At 71.0% G+C, this 15,408-nt stretch carries 13 protein-coding genes; all 13 read left to right on the top strand.

The features are described 5' to 3' along the window. Positions 1–26: 26 nt before the first annotated feature. The 13 genes from D3P35_RS15330 (at position 27) to D3P35_RS15270 (ending at position 15,277) form a co-directional block, all read left to right on the top strand. The gene (locus D3P35_RS15330; protein WP_118135617.1) at positions 27–1,031 is read left to right on the top strand and encodes a sugar-binding transcriptional regulator; all 1,005 of its coding nucleotides are present in this window, start codon (positions 27–29) and stop codon (positions 1,029–1,031) included. Next, positions 1,028–2,803 (top strand): glycerol-3-phosphate dehydrogenase/oxidase, encoded by a 1,776-nt coding sequence (locus D3P35_RS15325; protein ID WP_118135616.1) that lies wholly within the window; start codon positions 1,028–1,030, stop codon positions 2,801–2,803. Before D3P35_RS15330 ends, D3P35_RS15325 begins: the two co-directional genes overlap by 4 nt. Positions 2,804–2,816: 13 nt before the next feature. Then, positions 2,817–3,659 (top strand): class I fructose-bisphosphate aldolase, encoded by an 843-nt coding sequence (locus D3P35_RS15320; RefSeq protein WP_118135615.1) that lies wholly within the window; start codon positions 2,817–2,819, stop codon positions 3,657–3,659. A gap of 102 nt (positions 3,660–3,761) precedes the next feature. Beyond that, positions 3,762–5,276: an FGGY-family carbohydrate kinase gene (locus D3P35_RS15315; RefSeq protein ID WP_118135614.1), complete on the top strand. Its 1,515-nt coding sequence runs from the start codon at positions 3,762–3,764 to the stop codon at positions 5,274–5,276. 53 nt (positions 5,277–5,329) lie between these two features. Next, positions 5,330–7,405 carry an ATP-dependent helicase gene (locus D3P35_RS15310; protein ID WP_118135613.1) on the top strand — a complete coding sequence of 692 codons (2,076 nt, stop codon included), beginning with the start codon at positions 5,330–5,332 and terminating at the stop codon, positions 7,403–7,405. Positions 7,406–7,608: 203 nt separating this feature from the next. Further along, entirely contained in the window at positions 7,609–8,826 is a 1,218-nt protein-coding gene (locus D3P35_RS15305) for an aminopeptidase P family protein (protein ID WP_118135612.1), read from the top strand. A gap of 93 nt (positions 8,827–8,919) precedes the next feature. After that, positions 8,920–9,543, top strand: a complete 624-nt coding sequence (locus tag D3P35_RS15300; RefSeq protein ID WP_118135611.1) for a TetR/AcrR family transcriptional regulator — start codon at positions 8,920–8,922, stop codon at positions 9,541–9,543. 119 nt (positions 9,544–9,662) lie between these two features. Then, positions 9,663–10,829: an ABC transporter substrate-binding protein gene (locus tag D3P35_RS15295; RefSeq protein WP_118135610.1), complete on the top strand. Its 1,167-nt coding sequence runs from the start codon at positions 9,663–9,665 to the stop codon at positions 10,827–10,829. A 147-nt stretch (positions 10,830–10,976) separates the two neighbouring features. After that, positions 10,977–11,846, top strand: coding sequence for a branched-chain amino acid ABC transporter permease (locus tag D3P35_RS15290; protein WP_118135609.1), 870 nt, complete (start codon positions 10,977–10,979; stop codon positions 11,844–11,846). Next, a complete protein-coding gene (locus tag D3P35_RS15285; RefSeq protein ID WP_118135608.1) occupies positions 11,843–12,811 on the top strand; it encodes a branched-chain amino acid ABC transporter permease in 969 nt (322 codons plus the stop codon). The genes D3P35_RS15290 and D3P35_RS15285 overlap by 4 nt, the downstream gene beginning before the upstream one ends. Positions 12,812–12,815: 4 nt before the next feature. Continuing rightward, positions 12,816–13,580 (top strand): ABC transporter ATP-binding protein, encoded by a 765-nt coding sequence (locus tag D3P35_RS15280; RefSeq protein ID WP_118135607.1) that lies wholly within the window; start codon positions 12,816–12,818, stop codon positions 13,578–13,580. Beyond that, on the top strand, positions 13,573–14,286 hold the full coding sequence (locus D3P35_RS15275) for an ABC transporter ATP-binding protein (RefSeq protein ID WP_118135606.1): 714 nt from the start codon (positions 13,573–13,575) through the stop codon (positions 14,284–14,286). The genes D3P35_RS15280 and D3P35_RS15275 overlap by 8 nt, the downstream gene beginning before the upstream one ends. 16 nt (positions 14,287–14,302) lie before the next feature. After that, positions 14,303–15,277, top strand: a complete 975-nt coding sequence (locus D3P35_RS15270; RefSeq protein WP_118135605.1) for a dipeptidase — start codon at positions 14,303–14,305, stop codon at positions 15,275–15,277. Positions 15,278–15,408: the final 131 nt, after the last annotated feature.

Genomic DNA, 15,408 nt, shown 5'->3' with positions numbered 1-15,408 from the left:
GCGGACGTGACACAGGAGAGAGCGACATGACCACCACCGACCGCACCCGCATCGAGGAGCTGCAGCGCATCCACCGCGTGGTGAGCCTCTACTACGTGGAAAACCGCAAGCAGAGCGAGATCGCCCAGATCATCAACCAGTCGGTGGGCACGGTGAACCGGCTCATCCGGCTGGGCCGGGAGATGGGCATCGTCGAGATCACCATCCGCTCGCCCTTCGAGACCGCGGATGCGCTGGCCGCGCGGCTCACCGCAGCCTCCGGCCTCACCCGCGCCGTGGTGGCTCCCACCGTCTCCACCGAGGAGGCGCCGAACCTGCGCTCGGCCGGCCGGGCGGCGGCGCTCCTGCTCGCCGAGCAGCTGCGCGACGGCCAGACCATCGCCATCACCGGCGGCAAGGGGGTGAGCGCGCTCATCGACGCGCTCGAGACCACGCGCCGCTATGACGTGACCGTGGTGCCCCTCACCGGCGGCGTGCAGGGCAAGCACTACACGGACGTGAACCACCTCTCCACCCTGCTGGCCGGCAAGCTCTGCGGGCGGGCGCATCTCGTGCACGTGCCGATGTTCGCCGCCTCCGCGGAGGAGCGCGACACGCTGATGCGGGTGCGCTCCTGCGTGGAGACCTTCGAGCTCGCGCGCCGCGCCGACATCGCCATCGTGGGCATCGGCTCGGTGCATGACGAGGCCTCGAGCTACTTCGACCTCACGCCCATGGCCCGCTCCGACGATGGCACCATCCGCGCCGCGGGGGCCGAGGCCGAGCTCGTCGCCCACCTGCTCACCGCCGATGGCGCGCTGGCGGACTACACCCTCAACCACCACGTGGTGAGCCTCGCACCCGCCGAGCTCGCCCGCATTCCCTTCTCCTTCAGCGTCGCCACCGGTGCGGCCAAGACCGAGGCCATCGCCAGCGTGCTGCGCGGGCGCTACCTCACCGCCCTGGTGACCGACGAGCGCACCGCCGGCCGCGTGGTGGCCCGGCTGGAGGAGCCTGCCCCCCCCGCGAAAGGTTCGACCGAAGGTCCATGAACGCCCGATCCCCCCTCAGCCCGGAACGCCGGGCCGCGCGGCTGGCGCGGCTCCGGTCCGGCCCGCCCCCCGAAGTGCTCGTCATCGGCGGCGGCATCAACGGCATCTCCACCTTCCGCGAACTGGCCCTGCAGGGCGTGCGCGTGGCCCTCGTCGAGAAGGACGACTACTGCTCCGGCGCCTCCGGCGCGCTCTCGCGGATGATCCACGGCGGGCTGCGCTACATGGAAACCGGCGAATTCGCCCTGGTGCGCGAGAGCCTGGCCGAGCGCAACCGCCTGCTGCGCAACGCACCGCACTACGTGAGCCCGCTGCCCACCACGGTGCCGCTGTTCGACTATGCCTCCGGCCTCACCTCGGCGCTGCAGCGCCTGCTGCGCCTCACCGAGAAGCCGGCGCGGCGAGGGGCGGTGCTGGTGAAGGTGGGGCTCAGCCTCTACGACCTCTTCACCGGGCGCGCCTCCGGCCTGCCGCGGCACTCCTTCAAGGGCCGTGCCGCCACCTTCCGGCGCTGGCCGCACCTCAACCCCGAGGCGCGCTGCACCGGCACCTACCACGACGCCCAGATCACCTACCCCGAGCGCCTCGGCCTCGAGCTGGTGCAGGACGCGATGGCGGCAAACCCGGAGGCGATCGCGCTCAACCATGTCGCCCTCGAGGCGGTGGGGCCTGACGGCACCCTCACCCTCGCCGACGGGGTGAGCGGCGCGCGCCTCGTGCTGAAACCCGGGCTGGTGGTGAACGCCGGCGGCGCCTGGACCGATGCGGCAAACCGCGCCGGCCTCGCCCCCGACGCACCGCGGCTGATCGGCGGCACCAAGGGCTCGCACCTGATCGTCGACAACCCCGTGCTCTACGACGAGCTGGGCGACGAGATGATCTACTACGAGAACCAGGAAGGCCGGGTGTGCATCCTGTTCCGCTACTTCGACCGGGTGCTGATCGGCTCCACCGACATCCGGGTGGACAGCGCTGAGGGCGTGGCCTGCACGCCCGAGGAACAGGCCTACATCCTCGATTCCGTGCGCTTCATCTTCCCCGGCATCGACATCCGGCCGGAGGAGATCGTCTTCTCCTTCGCCGGCGTGCGGCCGCTGCCCTGGTCGGGCGAGGGCTCGGTGGGGCGCATCTCGCGCAACCATTTCGTGCACGAGATCGCCCCGGCGGGCGGGCGCGACTACCCGGTGTTCTGCCTCATCGGCGGCAAGTGGACCACGTTCCGCGCCTTCGGCGAGCTGGTGGCCGACAAGGTGCTGGCCCGTCTCGGCCGCCCGCGGCTGGCCGACACGCGCGCGCTGCCCATCGGCGGCGGCCGCGGCTTTCCCGCGCCCGGGAGCCTGCCACGGGTGGTGGCCGAACTCGCCGCCGAGACCGGCCTCCCCGAGCCGCGCCTGCGCGCGCTCCTCTCCCGCTACGGCATGCGCGCGGCCGCCGTCGCCCGGGCCTGCGCGCGCGAGGGCGACGCGCCGCTGCCCGGCCTGCCGGGCTATTCCGCCCCCGAGCTGCGCCACCTCGTGCGCGAGGAGGACGTGGTACGCGCCGCCGACCTGCTGCTGCGCCGCACCAGCATCGCCATCACCGGCCGGCTCACCGGCCCGGCCGCGGAATCCGTCCTCTCGCTCATGGCCGACACCCTCGGCTGGAGCCGGGAGGAGACCGCCCGCGAGGGCGAGGCGCTGCGCGCCGGCCTCGCCGCGCGCCACGGGGTGTCTCTGCCCCCGCTCGCCCCGCTTCCCGCCCCGGCGGATGCCACGACAGACCTGACGAACTGAAGGAAACACCCCCATGCCCGCATCATTCAAGGCCCGCATCAACCGCATGTTCCGCAACGGGAAATGCCTCGACGTCGCCATCGACCACGGCGTGTTCAACGAACCCACCTTCATCCCCGGGCTGGAGGACGTGACCGCGGTCACCCGCGCGCTGGTCGATGCCGCCCCCGACGCGATCCAGATGAACTACGGCCAGGCCGACGTGCTGCAGACCATCGCCGAGCCGCACAAGCCCGCCCTGGTGATGCGCGTGGACGTGGGCAATGCCTACAACACCATCCGCCACCGCGAGATGTGGACCGTGATGCAGAACGCCGAGGAGCCGCTCGTGGGCGCCCTCCAGATGGACGCGGTGGCCGCGGTGGTGAACCTCTACCTCATCCCCGACGAGCCGGCCCTGCTGCGCCAGAGCATCGAGAACGTCTCGAAGGTGCGGCGCGAGTGCGAGAAATACGGCATGCCGCTGATGGTCGAGCCGCTGGTGATGCAGACCCCCAGCGAGAAGGGCGGCTACATGGTCGACGGCGACACGGGCAAGATCGTGGCGCTGGTGCGCATGGCGCGCGAGCTGGGCGCCGACATCGTGAAGGCCGACCCCACGGATGTCACCGAGGAGTTCCACAGGGTGGTGGAGGCGGCACGCTGCCCGGTGCTGGTGCGCGGCGGCGGGCGCGGCGAGATCGGCCGGGTCTTCGACAAGACCGCGGCGCTGATGGGGCAGGGCGCGAGCGGCATGGTCTATGGCCGCAACGTCTACCAGCACGACAACCCCGCCGCCGTGACCCGCGCGCTGATGGCTATCATCCATGACGGCGCCGACGGTGCCGCCGCGATGGCGCTCTACCAGAAGGGCTGACACCCTTGCGGGCGGGGGTGCCCCGCCCGTAGACAAGGCTCGAAAGACATCGCCCGGCGGCTGCCCGCCGCCGGGACAGAAGATGCGAGACGGGAGGAAAACATGACCGGATACCTGCTCGGTATCGACGCCGGAAACACCATGGTGAAGGCGGTGCTCTTCGACACGGAGGGCACCCAGGTGGCGGTGCGCTCCTGCCCCTGCCGCACGGAACAGCCCCGCCCGGGCCACGTGGAGCGCGACATCGGCGAGCTCACGGCAAGCCTCACCACCGCCATCCGCGACTGCCTCGCCCGCTCGGGCGTCGACCCCGCGCAGATCCTCGGCATCGGCGCCGCGGGCCATGGCAACGGGCTCTACGTGCTCGACCGGGCCGGCGCGCCGCTGAAGGGCATCCAGTCGATCGACACCCGCGCCGCGGCGCTGGTGGAGGAGATGGGCCCGGCCCGTGCCCGGGCCCACGCGCTCTCGCTGCAGAAGACCTGGGCCGCCCAGACCCCCGTTCTGCTCGCCTGGGCGCAGCGCCACGACCCCGGGCTGATCGCGCAGGCCGGGCATTTCCTGCTGTGCAAGGACGTGATCGTGCACCACCTCACGGGCGTCATCTCCACCGACATCTCCGACGCCGCGGTGGCCGGGCTCATCCGCTTTCCCGAGCGGCGCTACGACGACGAGCTGCTCGGCCTCTACGGCATCGCCGGGCTGCGCGACCGCCTGCCCCCCGTGCACGAGACCTGCGAGGTGGTGGGCCATGTCACGCCGGAGGCCGCCGCCCGCACCGGCCTCGCCGCCGGCACGCCGGTGGTGGCGGGGATGATCGACATCGTCGCCTCCGCCGTGGGCTCGGGGGTCTCGCGCACCGGGGAGGCCTCCATCGTCGCCGGCACCTGGAGCATCAACCAGGTGGTGGTCGACCGCCCGAAGCTCGACGCGCTGGTGTTCATGACCTCGGTGCTCGAGCGCGACCGCTACATGGTGGTGGAGGCAAGCCCCACCTCGGCGGCCAACCTCGAGTGGTTCATCCGCGAGTTCGCCGGCATGGGGGAGGGCGGCTCGGCCGGGGCCGCCGCCGCCTGCTCCGCCGCGGTGGCGGGCGTCACCCCCTCGGCCGACCTGCCCTATTACCACCCCTATCTCTACGGCTCCTCCTTCGACGACCATGCCCAGGGCGGCTTCTACCGGCTGGCGGGCTGGCACACCCGGGCCGAGCTGCTCTACGCGCTCTTCGAGGGCGTGGTCTTCGGCCACCGCCGCCACCTCGACGTGCTGCGCGCCGCGGGGGCGGAGGTGTCCTCGGCGGTGCTCTCGGGCGGGGCCGTGCGCTCGGACATCTGGCCGCAGATGTTCGCCGACATCCTCGGCATGCCCATCACCACCTCCGACTGCCCGGAGACCGGCGCGCTCGGCGCCTGCATCGCCGCCGCCGTGGGCGTGGGGCTTGCGGGGGGCATCACCGAGGCCGCCGGGGCGATGACCGCGCCCGCCCGGGCGTTCACCCCCTCGGCCACCCATGCCGAGCTGCTCGAGGCGCGCTACCGCAGCTTCCTCGGCCTCGCCAGCGCGATGATGCCGGTCTGGGCGGGAGAGCAGCCCCGGCCAGTGGCCGCCGCCTCCTGAGGGGGGCGGTTTCGGGCTTGCGAACAAAGTGAAAACACTGTTTCGTGGGCCCGATGCAGACCAGTGCCACAGACCCCGCTCCGCTTGCCCCCCACCTCGCCCGGCTGAACCCCGCGCAGCGCGAGGCGGTGCTGCATGGCGGCGGGGCGGAGGCCGCGGGCCCGCTGCTGGTGATCGCCGGCGCCGGCTCGGGCAAGACCAACACGCTCGCCCACCGCGTGGCGCACCTGATGCTGCAGGGCGCCGACCCGCGCCGCATGCTCATCATGACCTTCTCGCGCCGCGCCGCACAGGAGATGACGGCCCGGGTGGAGCGCATCGCCCGCGAGGTGATGGGCGCGGAGGGCGAGGCGCTGGCCGGCGGCCTCGGCTGGGCCGGCACCTTCCACGGCATCGGCGCGCGGCTGCTGCGCGAATACGCCCCCCTCGTGGGGCTCGACGAGAATTTCACCATCCATGACCGGGAAGACTCCGCCGACCTGATCAACCTGCTGCGCCACGAGCTGGGCTTCGCGCTGGCCGAGGCGCGCTTCCCCTCGAAATCCGCCTGCCTCGCCATCTACTCGCGCGCGGTGAACGCCCAGGCGCCGCTCGAGCAGGTGCTGGCCGAGGGCTACCCGAAGTTTCGTGACCGGGAGGCGGAGCTGCGCCGCCTCTTCGCCGCCTACGTGGACGCCAAGCAGGCGCAGGGCGTGCTCGACTATGACGACCTCCTGCTCTACTGGCGCGCGATGGTGACCGAGGCCGGGCTGGGGCCCGAGATCGGCGGGCGCTTCGACCATGTGCTGGTGGACGAGTACCAGGACACCAACCGCCTGCAGGCCGCCATCCTGCTCGGCCTCTCGCCGGAGGGCCGCGGCCTCACCGTGGTGGGGGACGACGCGCAGGCGATCTACGGCTTCCGCGCCGCCGAGGTGCGCAACATCCTCGACTTTCCCGGCCTGTTCACGCCCCGCGCCCGGGTGGTGACGCTGGAGCAGAACTACCGCTCCACCGCCCCCGTGCTCGCCGCCGCCAACGCGGTGATCGGCGAGGCGCGGGAGCGCTTCTCCAAGACGCTCTGGACCGACCGCACCACCGGCGCGCTGCCCCGGCTGGTCACCGTGCATGACGAGGCGGCACAGGCGGGCTACATCTGCCGCGCGGTGCTGGAGGCACGCGAGGAGGGCACGGCGCTGAAATCCCAGGCGGTGCTGTTCCGCACCGCGAGCCACTCCGGCCCGCTGGAGGTCGAGCTCACCCGCCGCAACATCCCCTTCGTGAAGTTCGGCGGGCTGAAGTTCCTCGACAGCGCGCATGTGAAGGACCTGCTCGCCGTGCTGCGCCTGCGCGAGAACCCGCGCGACCGGGTGGCGGGCTTCCGCGTGCTCCGCCTCATCCCCGGCATCGGGGCCGCCACCGCCGGCGCGGTGCTCGACGCGCTCGCGGGCAGCGGCATCGCGGAGGCGCTCGACGCGGTGAAGCTGCCCCCCCGCGCCGCCCCCTTCTGGCCCGAGTTCCGCGAGATGATGCTGAGTGCAACGAAAGCCCCCTGGCCGGCCGAGCTCGAAGCGGTGCGCCTGTGGTACGAGCCGCATCTCGAGCGCCTGCACGAGGACGCGGACACCCGCCGCTCCGACCTCCTGCAGCTCGGCCAGATCGCGGCCGGGCACGGCTCGCGCAGCGCCTTCCTCACCGACCTCACGCTCGACCCGCCCGACGCCACCTCCGACGAAAGCGGCGTGCCGCTGCTCGACGACGATTACCTCGTGCTTTCCACCATCCATTCCGCCAAGGGGCGGGAATGGCGCAATGTCTTCGTGCTCAACTGCGTGGACGGCTGCATGCCCTCCGACCTCGGCACCGGCACCTCCGCCGAGATCGAGGAGGAGCGCCGCCTGCTCTACGTCGCGATGACCCGGGCGCGGGACGCGCTGCACCTCGTCACGCCCCTGCGCTTCTACACCCACTGCCAGCGCGCGCGGGGCGACCGGCATGTCTACGCCGCGCGCAGCCGCTTCCTCACCGAGGCGATGCTGCCGCTCTTCGAGCGCTTCGCCTGGACGGCGCAGGGCACCGCCGGCGCCGCCGCCCGCCCGCAGGTGCAGCCGGTCGACCTGCGCGCACGCATGAAGGACATGTGGCGCTGAGGGCAGGGGCCATCCCGCCTCATACCCCGCCGGGCTTGACCGGCGCGCCGCCGGAGCGTCATATCCTTCCCGCGCACCCCGGGCGGCGATGGCGTCGCCGCAATGCTCCGGGATGCGTGGCGCCCTCGCGCCCCCCCTCCTGTACGCCGGGTGATCCGCCGGGCGCCCGAGATCCGCCCGGCCCGACCGGGAGACCTCTCCGCATGACCGACCAGATCCACCGCCCGCAGAGCTTCCGCATGCCGGAGGCGCCGCGCGCGCCCTTGCCCTTCGCGCCCGCGGAATACGCCGCGCGCCAGGCCGCCATCCGCGCCGAGATGCAGGCGCTCGGCCTCGATGCCGTGCTGCTCACCTCGATGCACAACATCGCCTGGGCGACCGGCTTTCTCTATTGCTCCTTCGGCCGGCCCTATGGCTGCGTGATCACGGCGAGCACGGTGACCACCGTCAGTGCCGATATCGACGGCGGCCAGCCGGCGCGCCGGGGCCTCGCGGAAAACCTCGTCTACACCGACTGGCAGCGCGGCAATTTCTGGCGCGCGGTGGGCTGGCTCGCGGGCCGGGCCGGGCGCATCGGCATCGAGGCCGACCACCTCACCCTCGCCGCCCAGGAGGCGCTGCGCGGCGCGCTGCCGGTGGCCGAGCCGGTGGACATCTCCGGCCCGCTCATGGCCCGGCGCATGGTGAAATCGGCCGCCGAGATCGCGCTCATCCGCGAGGGCGCGCGCATCGCCGATCTCGGCGGTGCCGCGGTGCGCGAGGCCATCCGCCCCGGCGCGCGCGAGATCGACATCGCCATGGCGGGCCGCGACGCGATGGAGCTCGAGATCGCCCGCGCCTTCCCTGACACGGAGCTGCGCGACACCTGGGTTTGGTTCCAGTCCGGCCCCAACACCGACGGCGCGCACAACCCGGTGACCACCCGCGCCCTCGCCCCCGGCGACCTGCTGAGCCTCAACACCTTCCCGATGATCGCGGGCTATTACACCGCGCTGGAGCGCACGCTCTTCCTCGGTGAGCCGGACGCCGAGACCCTGCGCATCTGGCGGGCCAACGTGGCCGCGCACGAGCTGGGCCTGTCGCTGATCCGCCCCGGCGCGCGCTGCGACGAGATCTGCGCCGGGATCAACCGCTTCCTCGCCGATGAGGGGCTGCTGGAGTATCGCTCCTTCGGCTACGGGCATTCCTTCGGCGTGCTCTCGCACTACTACGGCCGCGAGGCGGGGCTGGAGCTGCGCGAGGACATCGACACCGCGCTCGCCCCCGGCATGGTGATCTCGATGGAGCCGATGCTGCGCATCCCCGCCGGCCGGCCCGGGGCAGGGGGCTACCGCGAGCATGACATCCTCGTGGTGGGCGAGACCGGGGCCGAGAACATCACCGGCTTTCCCTACGGGCCGGAGGCGAACGTGATCGGCTGAGCCCCCGGCGCCGCGCGGGGGCCCCTCGCGCGGCGCTTGACAGACTCGGAAGTTACAAACATTCTGGTCGGTATGTTAACTGCGAGACGCCCGATGCCGGCCACCCGACGCACCCAGAGCCAGCGCAGCGCCGAGACCCGGCGCCTGCTCCACGAGGCGACCATCGCCTCGCTGATGGAGCTGGGCTATGCCAACACCTCCACGCAAGGCATCGCCGAGCGGGCAGGGGTGTCGCGCGGGGCGCAGACCCACCATTACCCCGGCAAGATCGACCTCATCACCGCCGCCACCGAGGCGATGTTCGAAGGCTTCGCCGAGGACGTGGAGCGCCTCGCCGCACGGGTGCGGGCGGGCGAGATCGGGCTCGAGAGCTTCGTCGACCTGCTGTGGCAGGAGATGCTGAACGGCAACTGGTTCTACTCCTCGCTGGAGATCATCGTCGCCGCCCGGGGCGATGCCGAGCTGCGCGCCCGGCTCGCGCCGCTGATCCTCGATCTGCACGGTCGCTTCGAGGCCGCCTGGGAGGCCACCTTCATCTCGCGCGAGGAGGGGGGTGTCTCGGCCCGCGTGGCGCTGAACCTGGTGATGAACGTGTTCCGCGGCATGGCCGTGCAGGCGGTGCTGCGCAAGGAAACCCATTACTACGCGGAGATGCTGCAGACGCTGAAGCAGATCCTCGCCGCCCATGTCCGCCCGGCCGTGAGCGTGCCGGGCTGAGCGGGCCACCAAAGATAAAAACAGGTCAGCCGGTATCATAAAAACACCGCCGGCGGCCGGGGAGCAAACGACGGACCACGAAGGGACCGCGACCCAACTTGCAACAGGGAGCAAGGGCAATGAAGAGACTTCCGACGTTCCTCGCCGCCACCGCGCTGCTTGCAGCCCCCGCGCTGGCCGACGAGACCACCGGCCTCACCGACGACGCCATCACCATCGGCGTGATGGGGCCGTTCTCAGGCAACGCCTCGTCCTATTCCAAGGCCGAGATCGGGCTGATGGCCTTCTACGACATGATCAACGAGGCGGGCGGCGTGCACGGGCGCAAGCTCGTCGCGGTGCAGGAGGACACCGGCTGCGACACCGCGAAGGGCCTCGCCGCGGCGAAGAAGCTCATCTTCCAGGACGAGGTCTTCATGCTGCAGGGCAATTCCTGCTCCGGCGTCGCCGTGGCGCTGCGCCCGGAGATCGAGGAGGCCGGCCTGCCCTGGATCGTGGCGCATGCCGTCTCCGACACCATCTCCGACCCGGTGGCCGCCAACATCTTCCACGGCGTGCCCACCGGCAACGCCAATGGCCGGGCGATGGCCGAGTTCGTGCTCTCGCGCCCCGACACGAAGAAGGTGGCGATCATCGAGCATTCGAACGACTGGGCGCATTCCTACTCGAACCCCGCGCAGGCGTATCTCAAGGAACACGGGGTGGAGCCCACCGAGGTGCTCACCATGGAGCGCGGCCAGACCGATGCCACCGCCCAGGTGCTGAAGATGCGCGCCGACCGCCCGGACTTCATCATCGCCGCCCTCTACGAGGCCGAGACCGCCATCTTCCTGCGCGACCTGAAGAAATACGGGCTGGGCGACATCCCGGTGATGGGCACCGCGGGCACCGACCTCGAGAACACGCTCAAGCGCGTGGGCGACCTCGAAACGGTGAAGAACTACTACGTCATCCACCCCTACGTGGACAATCTCGACGGCCCGGGCATGCAGAAATGGGCCGACATGATCCACAAGTACTACCCCGACGAGGAGCTGACCAACTTCAGCTACATCGCCATCGGCTCGGGCGTGGCGCTGGTGAAGGCGCTGGAGGCGGCGGGGCCCGACCTCACCCGCTCGAAGCTCATCGCCGAGCTCGACAAGATCTCCGACCTCGACACCGGCGTGCTCTCCGCCCCCATCACCTGGACGGCGGACGACCACCAGGGCGTGAAGGGCTCGGCCGTCTCCGGCTTCGTCGACGGCAAGCCCACGGTGCTCAAGGCCTGGGGCCAGCCCTACTGATGCGCTCCGGGGCAGACCCGGCCCGGGGCCACGCCCCGTGACGGGTCTTGCCCCGGCTTCAAGCAGTTGAAGCGAAAACGGCTCGGGCCGCTTTCGCTCGGCGGCGGCCGGCCAGAGCGCCGGCGCCGCCAGCCCGGAGATCAAGCAATGCTGATGCAACTCACCCTGAGCGGTGCATCGCAGGGGGCGATCTATGCCCTCGTGGCGCTGTCGCTCACCGTCGTCTACCGCTCCACCACGGTGGTGAATTTCGGACATGGCGACCTCGTGATGTCGGGGGCCTTCGTGGCCTACGTGCTGGTGGTGGGGCTGGGCCTCGCCTTCCTGCCGGCGGCGGTGATCGCGGTGGTCGCGATGTTCGGGCTGGGGGTCTGCTTCAGCCGCGGGCTGATCCGGCCCATCCGCGGCGGCCCGCACATCGGCTTCGCGCTGATGTCGATCGCGCTCGGCTACACGCTGCGCGGCATCGCCCGCACGGTCTGGGGGCGCGAGGTGCTGCCCATGCCGCGGGTGTTCGACATCGAGCCCATCTTCCTCGGCGACGTGGTGCTGACCGGCGACGCACTGTTCACCATCGCCACCGTGGCGGTGCTGCTGGGGCTGTTCTTCGCCATGCTCACCTTCACCGACATCGGCAAGATGGTGCAGGCGGTCTACCAGTCGGAGCGCGGCGCGCGCCTCGTGGGCATCAACGTGAGCCGCTTCCACGACCTGAGCTGGGGCACGGGGGCGGCCCTCGGCGCGGTGGGCGGCATCCTCATCGCCCCGGTCTCCTTCCTGCACCCCGACCTCGGCGCGAGCTTCCTCATCAAGGGCTTCGCCGCGATGACCCTGGGCGGCTTCGGCTCGCTCGGCGGCGCGGTGCTGGGCGGCGTGGTGCTGGGCCTCGCCGAGCAATACGCCGGCGCCTACATCGACACGGCGCTGATCGACATCACCGCCTACCTGCTGATCATCCTGGTGCTGCTCGTGCGCCCGCGCGGCCTCTTCGGCCGCAAGGCGGTGGTGAAGGTATGAGCATCTCTCCCGCCACCCTGCGCCTGCGCACCGCGCTGTTCTGGGCCGTGCCGGTGCTGGCCTGCGCCCTGCCGCTGGCCACAAACCCCTACACCCAGTTCGTGCTCAACAGCATGCTGATCTCCACCCTGCTCACGCTGGGCTTCAACATGGTGATCGGCAGCCTCGGCCAGCTCGCCTTCGCCAACGTGGCCTTCTTCGGCCTCGGCGCCTACGCCAGCGTGATCGCGATGAACGACCTCGGCCTGCCCTGGCTCGCCACCATCCCGCTTTCCGGCCTCGTGGGCGCGGCGGGGGGCTTTCTCGCCTCCGCCGTGGCGCTGCGCGGCATCCGGCTCTACTACCTCGCCATCGTCACGCTGGCCTTCGGCGAGCTGTTGCGCTGGCTCTACATCCACGCCGACCGGCTCACCGGCGGCACCGACGGGCTCGCCATCCCGCGCGAGGGCTTCCTCGGCTTCCGGCTGGGCGATGACACGGCGCAGTTCTACGTGTTCCTCGCCGTCACCGTGGTGCTGGTGAAGGGCACGCTGAACCTGCTGCGCTCGCGGCTCGGGCGCTCGATCGTCGCGGTGCGCGAGAACGAGATCGCCACCGCCTCGCTCGGCATCCCCACCGCGCGGGTGATCGTGACCGCCTTCATGTGGTCGGGCTTTCTCGTCGGCGTGGCCGGCGCGCTCTTTGCCGCGCATATCGGCCGGGTGTTTCCGGAGAGCTTCGGCCTCACCCAGCTCATCGTCGGCTTTGCCATGGTGCTGGTGGGGGGCACGGGCTCGGTGCTGGGCTCGGTGCTGGGCGCCGTGCTGCTCACCGCGCTGCCCGAATACGTGCGCGCCTTCCCGGGGATGGAGGAGATCTTCTTCGGCCTCGTGGTGATCGTGGTGCTGCTGTGCCTGCCCCAGGGGCTGGCGAGCCTGCTGCGCCGCCTTTCGCCCGTGTTCCTCGAACGCCATTTCCGGGAGTGAGCCGATGACCGAGCTTCTCACTGTCGAGGGCCTGGGGGTGCGCTTCGCCGGCCTCACCGCGCTCGACGACGTGTCCTTCCGCCTCTCCGAGGGCCAGGTGCGCGCGGTGATCGGGCCGAACGGCGCGGGCAAGACCACGCTGTTCAACGCCATCTCCGGCTACGTGCGCCCCACGAGCGGAAGAGTGCTGCTGCGCGGGCAGGACGTGGCGGGCGACAGCCCGCATGCCATCGCCGGCCACGGCATCCGCCGCACCTTCCAGAACGGCGGGCTGTTCCCCGCCCTCACCGTGCTCGAAAACGTGCTCACCGGGCTCACCACCGAAACCCCGGGCAGCTTCCTCGACCTGCTGCTGGGCCGCCGCCGGGCGCTGGAGGCCGAGCGTGCCGCCATCGCCAAGGCCCGCGCCCTGCTGGAGCTCATGAGCATGGGCCACATGGCCGATGCGCGGGCGGGCTCCCTCTCCGGCGGGCAGCAGCGGATCGTCGAGATCATCCGCACCGTGGCGAGCGAGCCACCGGTGCTGCTGCTCGACGAGCCGGCGGTGGGGCTCTCGCCCGTCGCCCGCGCCCAGATGATGGAGATCATCGCCCGGCTCACGGGCGAGAAGGGCGTTGCCGTGCTGCTCATCGAGCACGCGGTGGAGCTGGTGATGGCCTCGGCCGACCGCATCCTGGTGATGGCGGCCGGCAAGCGCATCGCCGAGGGCACGCCCGACGAAATCCGCGCCGACCGCGCCGTGCTGGAGGCCTATCTCGGACATGCCTGACACACTCCTCACCATCCGCGACCTGCACGTGGCCTACGGGCCGAAACCCATCCTGCGCGGCGCCGGTTTCGACGTGCGCCGCGGCGAATGCCTCACCCTGCTGGGGGCGAACGGCTCCGGCAAGTCGACCTCGATGAACGCCATCTGCGGCTTCGTGCGCCCCTCCGCGGGCTCGGTCTCGCTGGAGGGCACCGAGCTTGCCGGCCGCCCGGCCCATGCCATCTTCGCGCAAGGCGTGGCGCAGGTGAGCCAGGCGCGCGACCTCTTCCCCGACCTCACGGTGGAGGACAACCTGCGCCTCGGCGCCATGCGCCGCGGCGGGCGGGAGAGCGGCGAGACCCTCGCCCATGTCTACGCCCGCTTCCCCCGGCTCGCGGAGCGCCGCGCCCAGGCGGCGCGCACCCTCTCGGGCGGCGAGCAGCAGATGGTGGCCATCGGCCGGGCGATGATGTCGCGCCCGCGGCTCCTGCTGCTCGACGAGCCCTCGGGCGGCCTCTCCCCCCAGTTCTGCGAGGAGATCGCCCGCATCATCGACCAGCTCAAGGCCGATGGCGTCACCCTGCTGATGGTCGAGCAGAACCTCAACCTCGCCTTCCGCGCCGCCGACCGCTTCATCGTGCTGCGCGACGGGCGCGTCGTCGACGGCGGCGACGTGGCGGCCATGGCCGGCGACCATGACGCCATCGTGCGCAACATCTACCTGTGAACAAGGACCAAACCCAATGACCGCACCCCGCCTGCACGACGATCTCGTCGTCTTCGACGGCCTCATCATCTCCCGCTGGGGCCCCGACATCTTCGCCGCCATGCGCGAGGGCGGCCTCACGGCGGCCAACTGCACCTGCTCGGTGTGGGAGAATTTTCGCGACACCATGCTCAACATCGGCCGCTGGAACCGCGATTTCGCCGCCCATGCCGACCAGATCGTGAAGGCGCGCAGCGTGGCCGACATCCGCCGCGCGAAGGAGGAGGGCCGCACCGCCATCGTGCTGGGCTTCCAGAACACCTCCGCCTTCGAGGACCGGGTGGAGTTCGTGGAGCTGTTCAAGGAGCAGGGCGTGGGCATCGTGCAGATGACCTACAACACGCAGAACCTCGTGGGCTCGGGCTGCTACGAGAGCACCGACAGCGGCCTGTCGGACTTCGGCCATGACATCGTGGCGGAGATGAACCGCGTCGGCATGCTCTGCGACCTCTCCCATGTCGGGCCCGCCACCTCGCGCGACGTGATCCTCGCCTCGAAGAAGCCGGTGGCCTATTCCCACTGCCTGCCCGCCGGGCTGAAGGCCCACCCGCGCAACAAGACCGACGAGCAGTTGCGCTTCATCGCCGAGCACGAGGGCTTCGTGGGGGTGACCATGTTCCCGCCCTTCCTCGCCGCCGGCAATTCCGCGACGGTGGACGATTACGTCGCCGCCATCGACTACATCTCCAACCTCGTGGGCGAGGAGAGCGTCGGCTTCGGCACCGATTTCACCCAGGGCTACGGCACGCCCTTCTTCGAATACCTCAACCGCGACAAGGGCGACGGTCGCCAGCTCACCGAGTTCTGGCAGGTCGAGTTCCCCGAGGGGCTCAAGACCATCGCCGACTACCCCAACATGACCGCCGCCATGCAGCGCGCCGGCTGGAGTGATTCGCGCATCGCCCGGGTGATGGGCGAGAACTGGCTCTCCCTGCTCGAGCGCGTCTGGTAGCGGGCGCGGGCGGGGCCCTCGGGGGCTCCCCCCCCGCCGTCGCGGCCCGGCCCGCGGCGGCGGCAGCCGAAAATGCCGGCCGATTCCCCTCAAAGTTGTGGAAATCGGACAGAAACTATGCCTTTAGTTGA

Source organism: Oceanicella sp. SM1341 (assembly GCF_003448965.1).
Classification (GTDB): Bacteria; Pseudomonadota; Alphaproteobacteria; order Rhodobacterales; family Rhodobacteraceae; genus Paroceanicella.
This window is presented reverse-complemented; position numbering and strand designations above follow the sequence as displayed.

Bases quoted from the DNA above. Each gene is read 5' to 3' on its own strand.
- D3P35_RS15285 (WP_118135608.1), top strand. From the start codon at position 11,843: ATGAGCATCTCTCCCGCCACCCTGCGCCTGCGCACCGCGCTGTTCTGG.
- D3P35_RS15320 (WP_118135615.1), top strand. From the start codon at position 2,817: ATGCCCGCATCATTCAAGGCCCGCATCAACCGCATGTTCCGCAACGGG.
- D3P35_RS15295 (WP_118135610.1), top strand. From the start codon at position 9,663: ATGAAGAGACTTCCGACGTTCCTCGCCGCCACCGCGCTGCTTGCAGCC.
- D3P35_RS15275 (WP_118135606.1), top strand. From the start codon at position 13,573: ATGCCTGACACACTCCTCACCATCCGCGACCTGCACGTGGCCTACGGG.
- D3P35_RS15280 (WP_118135607.1), top strand. From the start codon at position 12,816: ATGACCGAGCTTCTCACTGTCGAGGGCCTGGGGGTGCGCTTCGCCGGC.
- D3P35_RS15270 (WP_118135605.1), top strand. From the start codon at position 14,303: ATGACCGCACCCCGCCTGCACGACGATCTCGTCGTCTTCGACGGCCTC.
- D3P35_RS15300 (WP_118135611.1), top strand. From the start codon at position 8,920: ATGCCGGCCACCCGACGCACCCAGAGCCAGCGCAGCGCCGAGACCCGG.
- D3P35_RS15330 (WP_118135617.1), top strand. From the start codon at position 27: ATGACCACCACCGACCGCACCCGCATCGAGGAGCTGCAGCGCATCCAC.
- D3P35_RS15310 (WP_118135613.1), top strand. From the start codon at position 5,330: ATGCAGACCAGTGCCACAGACCCCGCTCCGCTTGCCCCCCACCTCGCC.
- D3P35_RS15315 (WP_118135614.1), top strand. From the start codon at position 3,762: ATGACCGGATACCTGCTCGGTATCGACGCCGGAAACACCATGGTGAAG.
- D3P35_RS15290 (WP_118135609.1), top strand. From the start codon at position 10,977: ATGCTGATGCAACTCACCCTGAGCGGTGCATCGCAGGGGGCGATCTAT.
- D3P35_RS15305 (WP_118135612.1), top strand. From the start codon at position 7,609: ATGACCGACCAGATCCACCGCCCGCAGAGCTTCCGCATGCCGGAGGCG.
- D3P35_RS15325 (WP_118135616.1), top strand. From the start codon at position 1,028: ATGAACGCCCGATCCCCCCTCAGCCCGGAACGCCGGGCCGCGCGGCTG.